The 16,056-nt window shown below is 60.7% G+C and carries 13 protein-coding genes and 6 pseudogenes; 6 read left to right on the forward strand and 13 right to left on the reverse strand.

Annotated elements, in window-relative coordinates:
* Positions 1–21 precede the first annotated feature (21 nt).
* From HAP48_RS01050 to HAP48_RS01060, 3 genes and pseudogenes are all read left to right on the forward strand, one after another.
* A pseudogene (locus tag HAP48_RS01050) lies at positions 22–804 on the forward strand (IS110 family RNA-guided transposase); the annotation flags it as partial.
* Between the two features lie 731 nt (positions 805–1,535).
* Positions 1,536–2,147 (forward strand): hypothetical protein, encoded by a 612-nt coding sequence (locus HAP48_RS01055; RefSeq protein ID WP_234622318.1) that lies wholly within the window; start codon positions 1,536–1,538, stop codon positions 2,145–2,147.
* A pseudogene (locus HAP48_RS01060) lies at positions 2,135–2,530 on the forward strand (transposase); the annotation flags it as partial. The gene HAP48_RS01055 and the pseudogene HAP48_RS01060, both read left to right, overlap by 13 nt.
* A gap of 537 nt (positions 2,531–3,067) precedes the next feature.
* On the opposite strand, the gene HAP48_RS01065 reads toward HAP48_RS01060, so the two are convergent.
* The 3 genes from HAP48_RS01065 to HAP48_RS50590 all read right to left on the reverse strand — a co-directional run bounded on the left by HAP48_RS01065 (position 3,068) and on the right by HAP48_RS50590 (position 5,480).
* Entirely contained in the window at positions 3,068–3,943 is an 876-nt protein-coding gene (locus HAP48_RS01065; RefSeq protein WP_166217129.1) for a ComEC/Rec2 family competence protein, read from the reverse strand.
* Positions 3,940–4,908, reverse strand: a complete 969-nt coding sequence (locus HAP48_RS01070) for an IS110 family RNA-guided transposase (protein WP_224497192.1) — start codon at positions 4,906–4,908, stop codon at positions 3,940–3,942. The genes HAP48_RS01065 and HAP48_RS01070 overlap by 4 nt, the downstream gene beginning before the upstream one ends.
* A 146-nt stretch (positions 4,909–5,054) precedes the next feature.
* Entirely contained in the window at positions 5,055–5,480 is a 426-nt protein-coding gene (locus tag HAP48_RS50590) for a papain-like cysteine protease family protein (RefSeq protein ID WP_420869814.1), read from the reverse strand.
* 213 nt (positions 5,481–5,693) lie between these two features.
* Here HAP48_RS50590 and HAP48_RS50595 point away from each other — a divergent pair.
* Positions 5,694–5,786: pseudogene (locus HAP48_RS50595) on the forward strand (IS5/IS1182 family transposase); the annotation flags it as partial.
* 123 nt (positions 5,787–5,909) lie between these two features.
* Positions 5,910–6,687: pseudogene (locus HAP48_RS50600) on the forward strand (IS4/Tn5 family transposase DNA-binding protein); the annotation flags it as partial.
* Between the two features lie 67 nt (positions 6,688–6,754).
* Here the strand turns inward: HAP48_RS50600 and HAP48_RS01085 are convergent.
* Positions 6,755–6,949 (reverse strand): annotated as a pseudogene (locus HAP48_RS01085) (integrase core domain-containing protein); the annotation flags it as partial.
* Between the two features lie 80 nt (positions 6,950–7,029).
* Between HAP48_RS01085 and tnpA the strand changes: the two are divergent.
* Entirely contained in the window at positions 7,030–7,410 is a 381-nt protein-coding gene (tnpA, locus tag HAP48_RS01090) for an IS66-like element accessory protein TnpA (protein WP_166217485.1), read from the forward strand.
* 48 nt (positions 7,411–7,458) lie between these two features.
* Here the strand turns inward: tnpA and HAP48_RS01095 are convergent, their stop codons facing one another.
* From HAP48_RS01095 to HAP48_RS01135, 9 genes and pseudogenes are all read right to left on the reverse strand, one after another.
* Positions 7,459–7,761: a hypothetical protein gene (locus tag HAP48_RS01095; RefSeq protein WP_175612444.1), complete on the reverse strand. Its 303-nt coding sequence runs from the start codon at positions 7,759–7,761 to the stop codon at positions 7,459–7,461.
* 135 nt (positions 7,762–7,896) lie between these two features.
* On the reverse strand, positions 7,897–8,532 hold the full coding sequence (locus tag HAP48_RS01100; protein WP_166217488.1) for a hypothetical protein: 636 nt from the start codon (positions 8,530–8,532) through the stop codon (positions 7,897–7,899).
* A gap of 320 nt (positions 8,533–8,852) precedes the next feature.
* Complete coding sequence (locus tag HAP48_RS50605) at positions 8,853–9,095, reverse strand: transposase (RefSeq protein ID WP_173644000.1); 243 nt, start codon at positions 9,093–9,095, stop codon at positions 8,853–8,855.
* A gap of 166 nt (positions 9,096–9,261) precedes the next feature.
* Positions 9,262–10,428: an LPD7 domain-containing protein gene (locus tag HAP48_RS01110; protein ID WP_166217494.1), complete on the reverse strand. Its 1,167-nt coding sequence runs from the start codon at positions 10,426–10,428 to the stop codon at positions 9,262–9,264.
* A complete protein-coding gene (locus HAP48_RS01115) occupies positions 10,412–12,358 on the reverse strand; it encodes a type IV secretory system conjugative DNA transfer family protein (RefSeq protein ID WP_166217499.1) in 1,947 nt (648 codons plus the stop codon). The genes HAP48_RS01110 and HAP48_RS01115 overlap by 17 nt, the downstream gene beginning before the upstream one ends.
* Positions 12,324–13,355: a P-type DNA transfer ATPase VirB11 gene (gene virB11, locus HAP48_RS01120; RefSeq protein WP_166217503.1), complete on the reverse strand. Its 1,032-nt coding sequence runs from the start codon at positions 13,353–13,355 to the stop codon at positions 12,324–12,326. Before virB11 ends, HAP48_RS01115 begins: the two co-directional genes overlap by 35 nt.
* Positions 13,352–14,498 (reverse strand): annotated as a pseudogene (gene virB10, locus HAP48_RS50380) (type IV secretion system protein VirB10). The gene virB11 and the pseudogene virB10 overlap by 4 nt, the downstream one beginning before the upstream one ends.
* An 11-nt stretch (positions 14,499–14,509) precedes the next feature.
* Complete coding sequence (gene virB9 / locus HAP48_RS01130) at positions 14,510–15,361, reverse strand: P-type conjugative transfer protein VirB9 (protein ID WP_166217506.1); 852 nt, start codon at positions 15,359–15,361, stop codon at positions 14,510–14,512.
* Positions 15,358–16,029, reverse strand: coding sequence for a VirB8 family type IV secretion system protein (locus HAP48_RS01135; RefSeq protein ID WP_166217509.1), 672 nt, complete (start codon positions 16,027–16,029; stop codon positions 15,358–15,360). The genes virB9 and HAP48_RS01135 overlap by 4 nt, the downstream gene beginning before the upstream one ends.
* Between the last annotated feature and the right edge of the window lie 27 nt (positions 16,030–16,056).

A 16,056-nucleotide genomic window follows, 5' to 3' on the forward strand; every position in this document is an offset into this window, starting at 1 on the left:
CCGCGCCTCTCCTCGACTCTACTCAAACGAAATAAGACCGACATGGCTGATGCAGAAGCCATTTGTGAGGCTGTCACCCGTCCGACGATGCGGTTCGTACCGATGAAGACTGCCGAACAACAAGCCGCCGGTATGATTCTGCGGGCGCGAGAGCTGCTGATCAGACAGCGGAGCCAGACTGCCAATGCTCTGCGCGCTCACATGGCCGAGTTGGGTATTATTGCGGGGACGGGCATGGCAAGCATCGCGAAACTTCTGGGATTGCTCCGGGAGGGGGAAGACGACAGGATCCCCGCCACCGCCCGCTTTGCCCTGATCCATTTCGCTGAACAGATTGAGCTACTTACAAACCGCATAGAGAAGCTCGATAGAGAGATTTTGGTTGCCGTCAGAACGGATCCCGATGCGAGGCGTCTGATGAGCATTCCCGGTGTTGGTCCTCTCATCGCCGCTACCGTTCGGACATCGGTCTTGGATGCTCGTGGCTTTGCCACTGCACGAGATTTTGCGGCTTGGATGGGTCTGACGCCGAGGGCACAATCGAGCGGTGGGAAAGAAAGGCTCGGCGCGATATCGAAGCGGGGAAATCGGCAACTACGGACGCTCTTAATCGTCGGTGCAACTTCTATCATCAAGCTTGCCAAACGAGGCTTGAAAGTCCCGCTCTGGGTTCGGACCATGCTGCAACGCCGGCCGGTCAAGGTCGTATCAGTGGCGTTAGCCAACAAGATTGCGCGCACCATCTGGGCGTTGCTAGTCAAGGGCGGCATCTATCAGGCACCGGCCGCAATGCTGAAATCTTAATCTTAAGAGCTCATCGGCAGAAAAGGAAAGCCGCCGAGGAGGCAGGGTGCAATCTGGATGAACACTGAATGACGACATTCCCGGTAGCAATCAGACCGCCTGACTCACCGCGCTTCGAGCGCGCAAAATTGATTGGGCGATTGCTTCCGCGGACATCATCGTGGCCAGCGGCCAGGTGCCGCGTCACAGGCCGAACATATGACCGCACCGCCATTCCTTGTTCAATCAGAGAAAGACCTTGCAGCCCGGGCCGTTCCACATATGAGTCAGAGCGCATTGCCTCATCGAAAATGTTACCGAACAATTCCGCTGATGACTGGGGCGGCGTTACCGAATCAGGTCGGTGGCGCCAATGGCGAGCGGGATCAGCATGGGCGCAAGGCGCGAGGTGTTGGCCGCGGTGGCGAGGCGCTACCGTGCGGCTGGACGAGTGGAGAAGGGACGGATCCTTGACGAGTTGACAGCAACGACGGGTTGGCACCGCAAGCACGCGGTGCGAGCACTGTCGGTTGCCGGAAGGGACAGGCCCAGACCACCACTGGACGAAGGGGCAACGAGCCCAACCGAACCAGCGACAAGTCGGCGACGCAAATACGCCAGCGTGCGCGACGCGCTGATCGCGCTGTGGGAAGCCTCCGATCGCGTCTGCGGTAAGCGCCTCGTACGGGCGCTTCGACGGGGTCGAGACGGCCCGCGTGATGGCACGTCTCTACGCGGCGGCGCGCCTGCTGGTGAACTTCTTCCAGCCGTCATTCAAGCTCAAAGAGAAGCGCCGCGAGGGTGCCAAGATCATCAAACGCTATCATCCGCCTGCCACACCATACGAACGCGCACTGGGGCACCCGAAACTCCCATCAGCCGTCAAGCGCCGTCTGCGCCAGACGTATCGGACTCTCGATCCCATACAATTGCTTGCCACGATCCGCACGGCGCAGGAAGAGCTCGGCGAACGGATCGGCAAGCGCGGTCTTGCGAAGGTTCCCACCGTATCGCCGGCTGATCCGCTCTCGTTTGCCCGATCGCTCGGCACGGCGGCAAAAACCGCCGAAGTGCGGGGCACGCACCGCCGGCCGAAACGGCGATACAAAAAGCGTATTCGCATGCCCTCGAAGCTCGATCCCCATCTCGCGATCATCGAGAACTGGCTCGCCGTCGAGCCACAGCTCACTGCACTGGCCATCGTGGGCAGGCTCGCCACGATCGATCCTTCGATGTTCAGCGACAAGCAGCATTCGATCGTTCAGCGCCTGCTTCGGTCCATGAACAGATCTGTAAGCAGCAAAGCAACTTCGACAACGAAGTCCGCCAGTTGGCAAAGTCGGATGAGACGACGCGCCGCCTGATGACTGTTCCTGGCGTTGGCGTGGTGACCGCCTTGACCTTCCGCCATACGATCGATGACCCATCGCGATTCCGATCAGCATCGAGCGTCGGCGCCTATCTAGGTCTTACACCTCGGCGCAATCAATCTGGCGAAACTGACATCAATGGCAAAAGATCACGATGGGGCGACCGTCTTCTTCGAACTTACCTGTTCGAGGCCGCGACCGTCCTGCTTTATCGAACGAAGAAGTGGTCGTCCCTTAAGGCCTGGGGAATGAAGCTCGCCAAGAGGATTGGCATGAGGAAGGCGAAGGTCGCCATCGCGCGCAAGATCGCCGTTGTTCTGCACTGCATCTGGGTCGACGGCACATCGTTTGACTGGGGCCAAGCAAAGGAAGCCTGATCCGATTTTGTAAAGTTCCTGGTCCGGTCTGCCGGACTGGCGATGTCCCGCTGGGACGGTGTTGTGGCGACCTCGTTCATTCGGCTGGTGGCGCTCGACTGTACTCCGCTGCAGACGTTGAGGCGTCCGACCCGGACATCATCATGAGGCGCTGCGCGACCTCGGAAAGGACCATGACCCCGGCGAAGACATCAACCAGCCCGTACTGTCCAATGCCTGGCCAGTAGAGCATGTATCAGCCGCGCCCGCGCCGTCTCCGCAACCCCGACCAGCTCCGACGGCGCGGGCGCTACCACCTTGCCGTTGGAGAGTTCGAAAATGTGAGCTTGACAACAAACCGCAATTAAAGGGCCGAATGACACCGCTCTCCATGCGTTCGGAAGTTCGGTCCGAATGTCGACGACCGCCAGCGTGACGTCGCTACCTTCGACGCGGTCGGCAGTCACCCGTCGGACGGACGGATGCGACTCGATGAGACGCAGGGCCCGTCGAACGGGTATCGGAATGTCGTCCTTTGCGGAGATTTCTGCCATCCGCTCATCCGTGAGCGAGCGGCTGGCTGCCGATGCCGGTGCCGGCGGCGACGCTGACAGCGATCGCCGCACGCTTGATTCGCGGTCCGGCCGAGCTGACCTCGATCACCAGCGGGTCATCGCCGGGGCCGTCGGCGACACATTTGAATTCGCCCTTCACCGGATCGAGGATGTGGAGATATTCGCGCTTTGCACGGATGCAGGGCGGATCGTGTTCGTCGTCCTTGATCGTCTTGCTGCTGGCGACGATCAGCGCGCCGTCGAGCGGCTGGCCGAGGGCGCTGCGAGCGGGCCCGGAAACTTTGGCGCCTTCGCCTTTCTCTGACCAACTGTCGTAGGACAGCCTGTGCCAGGAACAATGGTGGGGAGCGATCAGGACGTCGTATTGAAGGCGCTCAGGCCACTTCTTGTTGCGCTCCCAAACGCGGTCCCAGACCGCAACTTCGGCGTCGCCGCCGAGAAGGAAGCGGCCGCGCGTGACCTTGGAGACCTTCAGATCGAGCCGCATGATGACGCTGGAATTGTTCTTGGTGAGGACTTCCTCCTCCTCCTTGTCGGAGGCCAGCATCGGTGCCAGCAGGCGCGCCTCGAAGGAGGTGTCGTTCGCGCCGCAGATCTTCGAGAAGACCTCGTCGACCTTCACTAGAATCTCCGTCAGATCGTCGGTCTTGCCATCGACGTCCTCGCCGAGGATCAGAATTCGGTTCCCGTCTTCGGCACTGCGGTGCTTCTTGAAACGGTTGGCGCGACGGCGCGCTTCGTCCCGCCAAGCCTCGGCGTCTTCGCAGAGGACATGATCTTCGTCTTTCGCCCTCGCCCGGCGGAACACGATCGGCGACGACCATATCTCGCGGATGATGATCTTGTCGTCGGCCTTCACCCAGCCTGAAGGATCGCCGAGGTGGAAGTGCTTGGAGAGGCCTCGGATGTGATCGGCGTCCGGATGAGTGTTGAGGAAGGCATCGACAAAGAGCCGGCCTTTTTCGTCCCGATCGAGCTTTTTCCGGAGCTGCTTAGCGACGTCGGGGTGTCGTCGTCCTCGTCATCTGCGGCCTGGCGGATGTTGATGTCGCACAGGATGCGCCTTCCCGACTCGGTCTCGAACAAGACCATGTCGCCGTTGTCGACGTTGAAAAGCGTTGCTTTGAAGGCGACGCCGCGCATGGCCTGCACGGCCTCTACGAATGGCATCATCGACCATTGTGGCGCCAGCTCCTCCATCCGCTTGGTCAAGCAGTCCACACGGGCCTCAGCGTCGGTCACGGCAAGAATGTAGTCCTGCAGAACGATTTGGCCCGCCGGGTGATCGAAGCGCACCGTAGTGAGCCAGCGACGATAAGCCAGAGTCCACCCCTTCTTCCCGGCATAGATGCGCCCATGTCGCAGCAGATATCCTTGGAGATGTTGCCGCGCCTTGCCGAGCACACGCATCGCCGTGGCGCGGGCTCTCACCAAGTCGCGCATGGCCTCATGCGCCGCATCCGGAACCCACACGGCCGTCAGCTCGCCGCTCCGGTGCAACTTGGCCAGCATCGCCGCGTCGCGCCGGTCCGTCTTGACCCGATCCCCAGCCTTCATCGGGATCAGCGAGGGGGCCACCACGATGCAGTTGTGCCCCAGTCCCGTCAGTTGTCGATGCAGGCCATATCCGCAGGGTCCGGCTTCGTAACAAAAACTTACCTGTCGGTCACCCTTGCCAAGCTTCTTCGCCAGCTTGTCGATTTGATCGGCGCGATTAGGGATGATCCCCAAGTTACGAACTTCCCCGCCGCGCATCGCTTCGGCCACTGCAACCGAAATCGTCGCCTTGTGCACATCCAGCCCCACGAAAATGCTATCGTTCATCAGGCCCGCTCCCCATGCTTGAGGCTCGGCGCCGGACCATCCGGCGCAACCCTCGATAGGAGCTTGCCGCGGGGCGGGCCGCCCGTCACCTCAGAGGGCGAACATAGGGTCTAGGTCCTGTGCGAAGGGGACTTGCGGCGCAGCGCTCACAGCCAATCGCGATTCTTGACGAGAAGCTCGTCGAGCTCAAGATCAAAGAAGTCAATTTCTGCACGCTCTGGGGTTGACGGATCATTGAAGTGTAGCGTATATCCACTCACGCCGGTCAGTACCGCTACATGCTTAGCCCCCGCTGCTAGAGTTACCGCAGCCCAGATCGGCCCTCGCCTCAGCAACGTCTCGGCGAGAAAATCGCGCGTAAATCCGCCATATGGCTGTACGAGCCTCTCCAATCCTTCGATCGAAGCCAAATAATGAAAACAGTCTCGGTCGAGGCCTGCGTCGGCCCGCCAAAGCGTAGGCAAACCCAGGCGAGGCCCCGGGCGAAAGTAATAGGACACCATACAAGCGGAAGCATACCAACAAGCCCAACTCCCCCACGGCCGCATAATTCCGTGGTGATCTCGTCGCATGATCGGTTGACCATCATAGCCACGCTCTTGGCCGACAAGCGGAACCCTCAATTGTATGTTTAGCACTGCACAGCTCCATAAGTTTAAGGCGAGCCAAGCAAATAGCGCGCCAAGGGCCCGCGAACAATTACGAGAAAAATAGTCTCTTCGCTGGTAGTGATGGGGTTGTCTAATCGCTGCTGAAAACGTCAAGGAAATAATCTCCTTGAGGGACTGCCGGGTGCTCTGATCGCACCGAGGATTCCGCCGGCCAAGCGCGGCGGCCGGCCGCGGAATGTCGATGTCCGCGAGGTTCTTAACGCGATCTGTACGCATACGACGAAGCTTACGATTACCCACATCTTTTGAGGTGCGCTGAGCCGAAAAACTTGAGTCGCCAGAATCGCTTGTAATTCTTTGATGGGCACCTGATTCGAGAAGAGGTGCTCTATGGGACTGACTTCACGCGCCCGGGATGAGAAGGCGCATCGGTTGGCGTCTGACGTTGTGACTTGGTTTGACCGTGAAGCTGCGCTTTGCGAATTCCAGGACGCTCGACTTGGCGAGAGATTTCGTATGCTGCTGAAGCAGATTGGTGGAGACATCGGACAGAGCATCCCGATGGTTTGCCAAGACTGGGCGAATACCAAGGCGGCCTATCGTTTCTTCTCCAATGAACGAGTAGGCGAGGCCGATATCCTGTCCTGGTCATTTTAAAGCGACACGGGAACGTATCGCGGCTGCGAAGGGGCCTGTTCTTGTCCTGCATGATGCGACCGAATTCAGCTATCAAAGGGAGCGCCCGGATCTGATCGGGATGATTAAGCGCATCCCCAAAAGCAACTCTCGAAGATTGGACGGGAACCCCCAAACGTACACGACATGCGGAATATTGATGCATTCGAGCCTTGCGGTGACCCTCGAGGGGCTTCCACTGGGGCTCAGCGCTGTGAAGTTCTGGACCAGAAAGAAATTCAGAGGGGTCGCTGCGCTCAGGCGCGAGGTCAACCTGACACGGATCCCCATTGAAACCAAGGAGAGCATTCGGTGGTTGGAGAACCTCAAACAATCCACCGAGCTTTTCGAGAAGCCACCGCAGTGCATCCATACCGGTGATCGTGAGGCCGATATTTATGAATTGTTTTGCGCCGCCCAAGAGGTTGGAACGCATTTCTTGGTAAGGACCTGTGTCAATCGCCTGGCAGGCGATGACGATCATACCGTTGCAACGATTGAGCCGGTCCCGATTGTCTGAACAGAATCTCCGCATCAATAAGTGGAGCCTCTGCCGGGGTTTAGGCTGCCGTACGGAGCGGCAGCGAGGTGAAGTAGGCTTGATCCGGTGTGCCGCCGTCAAGGCTCGAATGTGGACGGCGGCAATTGTAGAAGTCGAGGTATCGGCCGATCGAGGTACGAGCTTCGCTGACGTTCTCGTAGGCCCGCAGATAAACCTCCTCGTACTTGACGCTGCGCCACAGCCGCTCGACGGTAAGCGCGAATTTCTCCGCACCTTTTGCTTTTGAGAGTCCTGATGCATGAGGTGTCCACCAAAATAGGTGGACACCTTGTGATGAGCGACGATGATCAGAAACTGCGGGTCAGGCTTGTCGGCCGGAACGGTCGCCGGCGCTACGAGGCGGCATCGAAAGAGCGTCTTGTCGCGGCCTGCCTTGAGCCTGGGGTTTCGGTATCGAGGCTTGCACTCGAACATGGGGTCAACGCGAACCTCCTTCGGAAGTGGATCAAGAAGCACAGCGCGACCAGGTCGCTGCCGCCGTCCTCACGCCCGGCGTTCATCCCGGTTCAGCTTGAGGGGAAGTCCGAGCGGGACCTGTCGCGAAAAGACAGCGTGGCGACGGTTGATTTGCCGGCTTACGATGAAGTGCGTGGTTCGGAACCCAAAGGGACTCCAGCTTTTTGTTCTCCGGCCAAAGTGAGCGTGCAAAGATAACGCCAAAACGACATATCTCGCTCGGCTGGTTGCTCACCGGTTGTCGTGCTATAAGGGCCGAGCAGTTCGGACAACATCCTTGCCCATCCCAAGGCGCTCGGCAGGCGGGAAGTGGGAGTTATCATTCGCCAAACTGAAGAGTTGGCGCAGCTCCCCTTCCATCCATAGCTCGGATTTTTTGTCGATCGCGTCCCGAACAAATTGCCGCAGGGCCGGCAAGCCGGACTGCAAGCCGCGCAGTTTATGAAGCAACAGATCCGCATGGAGCATGCGGAAATGGAGGTCGTCCGGCATCACGGCGACAGCCTCTTCGACGGCCGAAAGCGCCTTCGCCCAATCCCCGGCCTTCAACGCGGGCGGCCAAGGGTCCTGACCGCGTCGTTTGGTTGTTCACTGCATCTAATCTCCGCAATGCGGTGCGGCAGTTCATTGGTGACAAAATCGCTGAGCAGGCCAAGCGAGCGTTTTCGCTGCCGGCCAGCAATGCTAACGCACTTGTACGAAAATAGCCCCTGCGCCGGGTGCGGCGACTGCTCGCGAGTGGAAATGGAGAAATTCGCGGTGAGCTGAACGGGTGGGTTGGGTATTCATCTGGTCTGCCTCCGGGGCGCATATACTCAGCAGCGCGTTGCAATAAAGCGCGAACGACAGCGCGTCGGGGATCGGCGGTGGGGCACGCCCCACCGTGTCCAGGCCGAGGGGCGCGCGCATGGTCGCATTCTGCCGACAGGCCTGCGCCATCATCGATGGCGACAGCCTGATACCATTGAGGAAGTCCAGCAGGTCTTGCTCCACTGGCGCCAAGGCAATCTCGGAATCGAGCCTCGCAGCCAATCGTTCGTGAAACTTGACCAATGCCTGGCTTGCGGGCTCGAGCCTCCGGCCGCGCAGTGAACTGGGGTACGGCGCGATCTCCAACTGCGGTTGACCCTGCTTGCCCTTCTCTTTAATTACAGGCTCACCCCCAACGTCATAAAGCGCGCATGCCTTGTGTGGATCTGGCTGGGCCGTCCTTTCAATTTGGAACTGAAAACGAAGCTTGGCATCACGCGAGACTTTCGATGATTGGAGCCGCTCCGATGCGGCCGCAAAGAGCCCGTCACCGCGATAGAGTTCCACCACGATACAGATCGAATTCTAAGCCGAATAGCGGCTTCCGTAAGCTGCAAATTCTTGTAGTTGACCGCCCTTCGGGCCGAATCGCTCCAGATCAACGTCCTCTCGATCAGAGCGTGTGTCTGCATCTTGCCGCTTGCTGAAACCGTTCACCAGGTTCGCAAGGTCTTGCTCAGCAAAACGAGCGAGCCGGCGACGCGACGTTGGTACTTTGCCCATTGGGCTCGTCGGCGAGCTACCTCGGGGCGATCGCGTTCGCCAGCCGCCACGCTTTTTTGAAGCTGAGCTTCTCGGCATGCACGAAGTCCCACACCGATAGTCGATCTTCAGGTCGCGACCGGCAAGCTCGGCAAGAGACTGCGTTTGGTGAAATCGCCGTCCCTGATCCGCTGCGACAGCCAGACTGCGTGGTCTCCCGAAACCGCCTTCGGCTTGTGACCGCCCATCTGGCCAGGCTCAACGCTGCCGCTCTCCTCGACCCGCTGCATCCAGCCGATGGCAGTACTGATCGCCACCCCAAACTGCTTGGCGGCACGATTGCGCGACATCCCGCGCTCGATGGCGGCCACGACACGCACGGAGATCCAGAGAATAAGGCTTGCCTATCCATGCTGGCCATGCTGGCGTCCAATCCAGCCAGCATGGTAAATCAGAAACACGCTGATTTTTGGATTGTCTTCGGGCGGGGTTACTTTCCCAAAAGCCCAATGCGGCCCATTGATGGACCTCGTGCATTCAGCGCTGACGCTCACGCTCTGTCGCGCGTTCACCAGTCTGAGCTATTCGGATCTCCTTATCTCGTTCCGATGGATGACGATCTCGAACCGGTTCCATGACTGCTGCCCGCGAAAACGAATGCCCGTTCTCAAGATGCTGGGCGATGCGCTCCCTGGCGAAAGCCATAATGTTCTGGCGAGCATTCTCATCGTTCGGCAGAGCGCGTTCGATAAGCTTGTTGATGACGGCGATCTGGGATTGGGCAGCGAGCAGGTCGGAATCATGCGCGGCCGCCGGTCGGTCTGCACGGCGTGCCTCCACCGTCACACTCCACCTGTTGCGCCACATCTGCCGCCGCTCAATGCTAGCGAGTCCTGTGGCGGCGTCTATGGATTTGATTGCCCTGATGACGGGTTCGACGCCATCCCTGCGCAAAGAGATGCGGTCGCCAGGCCTGCCGCCGCTATTTGCGACGTTCGTTTCAAGCCCGACGCCCCACACCTGATGTCGCCGGCCATCATCCAGTTCAATGGCTACATAGGTTGATGGCTCGGCGTCGGCGCGGTTGCGGTAGGGGCCATAGCCGACCTCCATAAGACGTCCGGAAACGCCCTTGTCGTAATCGAGCCTATCCGCCTGCAGCGGCCTGTCGGAGGCGGAGCGAGCCTCTGCATCGTTGGCCCGGGCCCGGGCTCGATCCCATGCGACTCGCCGGTCAGCGAGCGCCTGGCGATCAGGCTCGCTTGGCTGATAGCCTTTGACATCCATCCCGCGCGCGCCAGCCTCGAGCCAGGCCTCGCGTCGGAACTCGACAGAACCACGGACGTGAAGTGCCTCCCAGTGGCGATATTGTGCCACGCTGACCATGTCCCGGATCACTTCTGCGGCAGCTATGCGGGTGACCAGGCGATCGTCAGTGGCCTTGAACGCGAGGTACTCTTTCCGCTCATCGGCATAGAGCCGGGCTTCGCGGTCGGATCCATCCTTTTGGGGTTCACTGGCCACCACGTAATATTTCCGACGGATGCGGTCCGGAAACGCAACTTCCGTGACCTCCGCGGATGAAGGCGTGTTGGGGGCTGTTGCTGTGGACTCGGCGTCCCCCTTGCCTCGGGTGAAAGCGCGCCCCGCGCGACGTTGCCGCTCCAGGCTGAAATCCCCGCTGTGGTCACGCGTGTCGTTCATGCTGTCGTCCGTTCTGCTTGCGGCTGGACCGTCGCGCCGGCGGGACGGCTTGGGCGTCGATGTAGTTCTGGACCCAGGCTTTCAGGTCGTCCTCAGAGAGTCCTTCGAGGTCGACGTCCACGTCCCCGAAATCAAAGCTGGCATTGGTTGGAATTGTGGAGGGGTCGGCTACCTCTTCGTCAGTCAACGGGCGGGACCGAAATACCGCGCGTAGCTCCGCAACCTCGGAGCGCAGCTCCTTGATCTCGGCGTCAAGCAGCGCGGTCGAGCGGCCGCCCGGCAGCTGCTGGACCGGTGCGGGTAGCAGGCGTGTGAGGAACGCCTTGTCTTCGTAATAGACGATCTTGTCGGCGACGACCGGGGGAAGGCCTGTGCCGAGGATGAAGGCCTTGGATCTTGGAAGAAGCTTCAGCTCCTGCGGCAGCATCAGGGCGCGCCGTTGTTCAGAGACCGTCTCGCTGGTCGAGCGCATCGCGAGCCCTTTTGGCCCGCTGCGGCTCCGCGCTTTCACGGTGTCGTACCCGATGCGTTCGGAAAGCTCATTTGCTACGTCCTGTTCTTTCGGCGCGAACACCACCTCGACGGCATGGTTGGTCATGAAATTGCGGGCAGCGTCGACCCCGTAAATCGAGCGTAGCTGGGCCGGACTCTGGACCACGGTCAGGAGGCGGATGCCGTAACCGGCGATGAACGCGACGGATTTCGCGAGTACGTTGACATTGCCCAGCGCCGGAAATTCATCGAGCAGCAGCAGCACCTTGCGATTGAGTTTGGGATTTTGTTCCGGCAGCTCGCGGGTATTGAGATCGACCACCTGCTGAAAGAACAAGTTCAGAAGCGGCGCCATGCGGTCGAGATTGTCAGGGGTCACGCCGAGATAGATCGACATCGGTTTTTGCCGCAGCTGCCGCAGATCGAAATCGTTGGTCGATGTGGCGGCATCGATGCGCGGGTTGAGCCAAAGCCCGAGCCTCGCCGTGACGGTCTTGCGCACGGAGTTCATGGTGTTTTCAGAAGCCGCGAGGAAGTCGTTCAAGGCCGTGATGCAATTCCGCGACAGTGGCGAAGGGCCGGACTTGCGCGCAGCGACAATTTTGTCGAAATGTGTCTTGAGGTCGGGGGCAGCGGACAGCTGGTGCAGGATTTCTCCGATCGTCAATGGCAAGCCCGGCGTTTCCGCGACATAGCCGCCGATCGCCACAAAGGCCGAGCGGGCCGCCTCGAACCAGAACGGATCGCCTCGGCTTTCGGCCGGAAACAGCATCACCGCGATGCGTTGCAGATCGTCATAGAGATCCGCGGGATCGCCGCGCACATAACCAAGCGGATTGTAGCGCGCGGTGCGACCGTTCTCCTCGAGCGGATCGAACAAGTAGACCTCCTGCCCGTGAGCTGCGCGAAATCCCGCAGACCGATCCCAGTTTTCCTTCTTTACATCGAGAACGACCACCGAATCTGGCCAATTCAATAGGTTTGGAATGACATAGCCGACACCCTTCCCCGCCCTGGTCGGAGCGTAGACCAGGACGTGTTCCGACCCGCCGAAGCAGAGCAGTGCACCGTCCTTACGGCCGAGTAGCACGCCTTCCTTGGATCGCAGGCCAGCGGCCTTGATCTCTCGCTCGGACGCGAAACGCGCGCTGCCGTAAAGCGGGAGAGGACGGTGCCGGAAGAGTGCGCCGAGCAGGCCAAAGACCACAACCACCCCGGTGAGAGTCGACAGAGTCAGCCAGCGGTCGAAACGTGTGTCAGCGCCGTAACGCGGCCAGCCCGTCGCTATCTCCGACCAATGCAGTCCTCCATCGTGAAGCCGGAGCCCCAGCAGCAGAACGTTCGAGGCGACCAGCAGGAACAGCGCGCAGCCCGCGAGCGCGACTGCCAGGCCCTGCGCGGCCCTAATTGTTCTGGTCGCGTTTGCGAACGGGGTCATAATAAATCTCCGAAATGCGGTAGCGGCCGTCCCGCTTCTGCATCTGGATGACGACGTCGACGAGAAGCAGCAGCAGCGAGCGGATATCGTCGCGATGAAGGTCGCGGCCTTCCGCGCTTTCCTTGACCAACAACGTCAGCTGCTCGAAGGCGAGCCGGGCGCTATCGGCATGAACCGTTGTGATCGATCCTGGATGGCCGGAATTCACATTCCTCAGATAGAAGAATGCGGTTCCATCGCGCAGCTCCTGCAACAGAATGCGATCCGGCCGCATCCGCAGGCAGGACTCGAGGAGCTCGCGCGGTCCAATTTTAGCAACGCCCTGCCCGTCCTTGGCATAGATCAGCCGCACGCAATTCTGATGCGGGATGACAAGCTCGGCGGTGTCCTCAATGGTGATGAGCCGCTCGTGCGCGGGGATCGCCGCGATCAACGCCTTGGATAGCGTGGTCTTTCCCGAGCCAGTTGCCCCGGAAATGATGACGTTGCGGCGAGTTTCGACGGCAAGCTGGAGGAAGTCGCGCCAGGCGCCGGCTTCTTTCAGAGTCAGAAGCCGATGCTCATCCGCGGCGAGTTCGTCATTGGCGATGCGGACCTCGTCGAACAGCTTTGCCCGCTCAAAGGCAGCCAGTGTCATCGTCAAACACGACGGTTTGCGGATTGTGAGACTGACCGTGCCGGCCGGCACAGCAGGGGGGACGACGATTTGACAGCGCTCCTCGCCAATCAGCGTGGTCGACACCACCGGATGCTCCGGTCCGATGTCCTGACGGGTGTGACCGGCGGCCGCGGTCGCCAGGTGTGAGAGGTAGGCATGTGTCAGCGCTGGCGCTTCGTGCCGGGTCCAGCCGCCAGCACCTTCCACGAAAATCTCGCCGGGACGGTTGACGACGATTTCGGTCAGGGATTTGTCTGCCAGAAATGGAGCCAGCGGCTCCAGATAGCGCGCCAGCACGAGCCGGCTGCCATCCCGTTCGATGGAGTGTACGGCGCTCACTTTGTCACCACGGCCGGGGCCACGAGGCCTCCGGGAACGGTGCGGTCCAATATCTGCGTGCGGGTATCGACCCGCCGCAATTGATAGACGGAGGAGAAATCGACATCGCGGGCGACAAAGATATTGACCAGTTCGCCCTGGTTTTTGTTGAGCGTCGGTGGAATGTTGATCGACTGCTCGAACGGCGATTGCCGCGGCGGTGTTAGTAGCGCCGGTGGTGTTGTTGATCTGGATGGAGCTGTCCTGCAGCTGCTGACGCCCGATCGAGGAGGCATCATTGACAATCGACAGCAGGAGCGCCGAACCGAACCGTTCAAAGAAGTGAGTGTCGATGTCGCCGTCGAAGCCGGCGCGGCCCAGCGCATCGGTGGCCGGCGAGGCCAATGCCGCAATGACGCCAGTCGGTGTCTTGGCGCGGGTCCACAGCACGAACAGGCGTTTTGAGCCGCGTCGCACGTTGCCACGATATTCACCAACCACTTGCGTGCCCTTTTCCATCAGCACCACGTTGCCCGAATCCGACATCACGTCGCGCACCACGACGCAGGAGACGAAACCGGCCACGTCCGAGGACATCGCCGTCTCCAGCACGCATGGGATCGAGGTGCCTTGCGTGACCAGCAGATTGCGGTTAGGCAGCCGCGCCGCGCGCACGCCCTCGATCGGCGTTGGCCTCAGCTTGTCGGCGAGGTCGTTGCGTGGCTCGCCCCGCCCGAACCCATAGGGATCGGTAACGACACTTCCGGTTACGCTGTCGTGGGCTGCGCGCCCCGCCGAGATCGGTCGGTTATAGGCCAGCACTGGTGCGCGCCGGGCACTTTCCAGAAGCTGGTCGGAAGCGGGCGCGGGGGCGGCTGGCGTGGCTGCGACCGGCGCGGTTCCAATCGAGGCTGTGGCGATCGGTGCGGCTGGCGCTTCCGGGATGGGCTCGAACGCCGCCGCCTGGCGGATCACCAGCTTGCGGGCGGAATCGCTGACCGGCTTATCACCTTTCCAGGTGCCCCAAATGATCAGAGCGGCAAACGCGGTGAGCGCCAGCGCGCCGAAGCCGCGTTTGAGCATTGCCGCTCGACCATTGTCCCCTCCTCCCACCGGCGTAATGCCTCGGTCGCCGGCGATCGTCTCATCGTGATGTTCGGTCATGTCGCGCTCGCCTATCGTGGCCTTGGGGTTGGTATTGATTTCTTCGGCCGCCGCTCGATCGAGGGGCTTGTGGTATTGGTGCCCGGGTTAATCCCCACGGGATCGAAGGCCTCGTTGAAAATGCAGAGCACGGTGTCGCCTTTGCGCAGCTGAAATTCCCGGGCCGTGGCGTGAACAACCACGAGCTCGCCGCGGACATCCTTGGGCACCAGGCTTTCCGAGCCGTCGGAGTTGATCAGATAGATCGCGGGGATTTCGCGGTTGCCCGCAAAGCGGAACGTGGTCTCTTTGCCGTCGTCGAAAACGGCTTCGGGCTCGAGGTCGACTGAGCCCTGCGCTGAAAAGCGCCAGTTGCGCGCACCATAAGCATGGTGGAGATCGAAGGTCTGCTCGATCAGCGCGCCTTCCCTCTCGGCGCCGCGGGCGGCCGCCTCAGCGCGCCGGCGCTCTATCTCGTCGCCGGGATAGGCGAAGCGGACGACGAAGTAACTGTCCGCCAGTGTCGTCTCGGCGATCGATAATTCGAATTGATAAGACCGCTTGCGGCCATCGGGGCGCGTGGTGACGACCTGCAGGTTGGTTGGTGGATGTTTTTCCCGCGGCTTGAGGAACAGGATTGAGCCTGCCGGTGCGACCTCCCATGCAATCGCATCGCCGATCGCGACATGCGCAACCTCCTCATCATCGGCGAACAGAACCTGGGTCGATGCCCGAATCACGCCGTTGACCCGGACCACGTTGGCTGGATCGTAGGTCACGGTTCGCACGCGCGCATCATGTTGTCCGGGTGACGGCTGTTGCAACGCAAAAGCCGGCTCCGCGAATCCCAGGACAAAGGTCATCAAGAGAACGAAAGACTTCATGGCACGACCTCCGGATCGGCGCGATATTCCGAGACCAGAAAGCCGAGGGGGTTGATGAGACGGTCGGCGGAGGACATTGGCGCGTTGGCATAGGAAAACGTCAGGGTGGAGATCCAGTGGGTGATGCGGGTTTCCTCGCCCTTGCGGCTCTCCTTCATGAAACGCACAGAGGCCACATTGTCGGCCAGGAGCGAGATCGCCTTGATCCGTACTGTGGCGACCCCGAAACGGCCCTGAACGGCCTGGGGGCTTTCGGGATTGGAGCCGCGGTACCATGCCGCGAAGCGGGCCTGTTCGCCCTGCCCCGAGAGCAGCGAAATCGTCCGAAAATTGGCTTCTGCCTCCGGGTAGCTGTAACCTTCACGCGCCCGAACGTAACGTCCAAGAAAATACTTGGTGACGGCTTCGTCATAACGCGCCGGCGTCGAACTGAGGGCGGAGACGGTGTCCACAATGCCGGTGGCATTGTCGACCCGGATCACGAACGGCTCGACCGTCTTTAGCGGCGCCAGTGCCGCGACCGCACTGAGCGAGGCGATCGCCAATGCGCAGGCGCCCGCGGCAATCACCCATGCCGTTCTGCGCGAGCGATGGGCCGCCAGCAACAGATCCTGCTCCCATCGACGCGCATTGTCGAAATAGGCTTTCAGCTCATCGTGCCCGACCATCTCATGCCTCCTTGCCGCAAGCGCGGT

This window comes from Bradyrhizobium septentrionale, assembly GCF_011516645.4.
GTDB lineage: Bacteria > Pseudomonadota > Alphaproteobacteria > Rhizobiales > Xanthobacteraceae > Bradyrhizobium > Bradyrhizobium septentrionale.

Excerpts from the sequence above, each read along its gene's own strand:
- virB9 (WP_166217506.1), bottom strand. The coding sequence starts at position 15,361 with ATGAAGTCTTTCGTTCTCTTGATGACCTTTGTCCTGGGATTCGCGGAG.
- HAP48_RS01115 (WP_166217499.1), bottom strand. The coding sequence starts at position 12,358 with ATGACCCCGTTCGCAAACGCGACCAGAACAATTAGGGCCGCGCAGGGC.
- HAP48_RS01110 (WP_166217494.1), bottom strand. The coding sequence starts at position 10,428 with ATGAACGACACGCGTGACCACAGCGGGGATTTCAGCCTGGAGCGGCAA.
- HAP48_RS50590 (WP_420869814.1), bottom strand. The coding sequence starts at position 5,480 with ATGCGACGAGATCACCACGGAATTATGCGGCCGTGGGGGAGTTGGGCT.
- tnpA (WP_166217485.1), top strand. The coding sequence starts at position 7,030 with ATGAGCGACGATGATCAGAAACTGCGGGTCAGGCTTGTCGGCCGGAAC.
- HAP48_RS01070 (WP_224497192.1), bottom strand. The coding sequence starts at position 4,908 with ATGAACGATAGCATTTTCGTGGGGCTGGATGTGCACAAGGCGACGATT.
- HAP48_RS01135 (WP_166217509.1), bottom strand. The coding sequence starts at position 16,029 with ATGGTCGGGCACGATGAGCTGAAAGCCTATTTCGACAATGCGCGTCGA.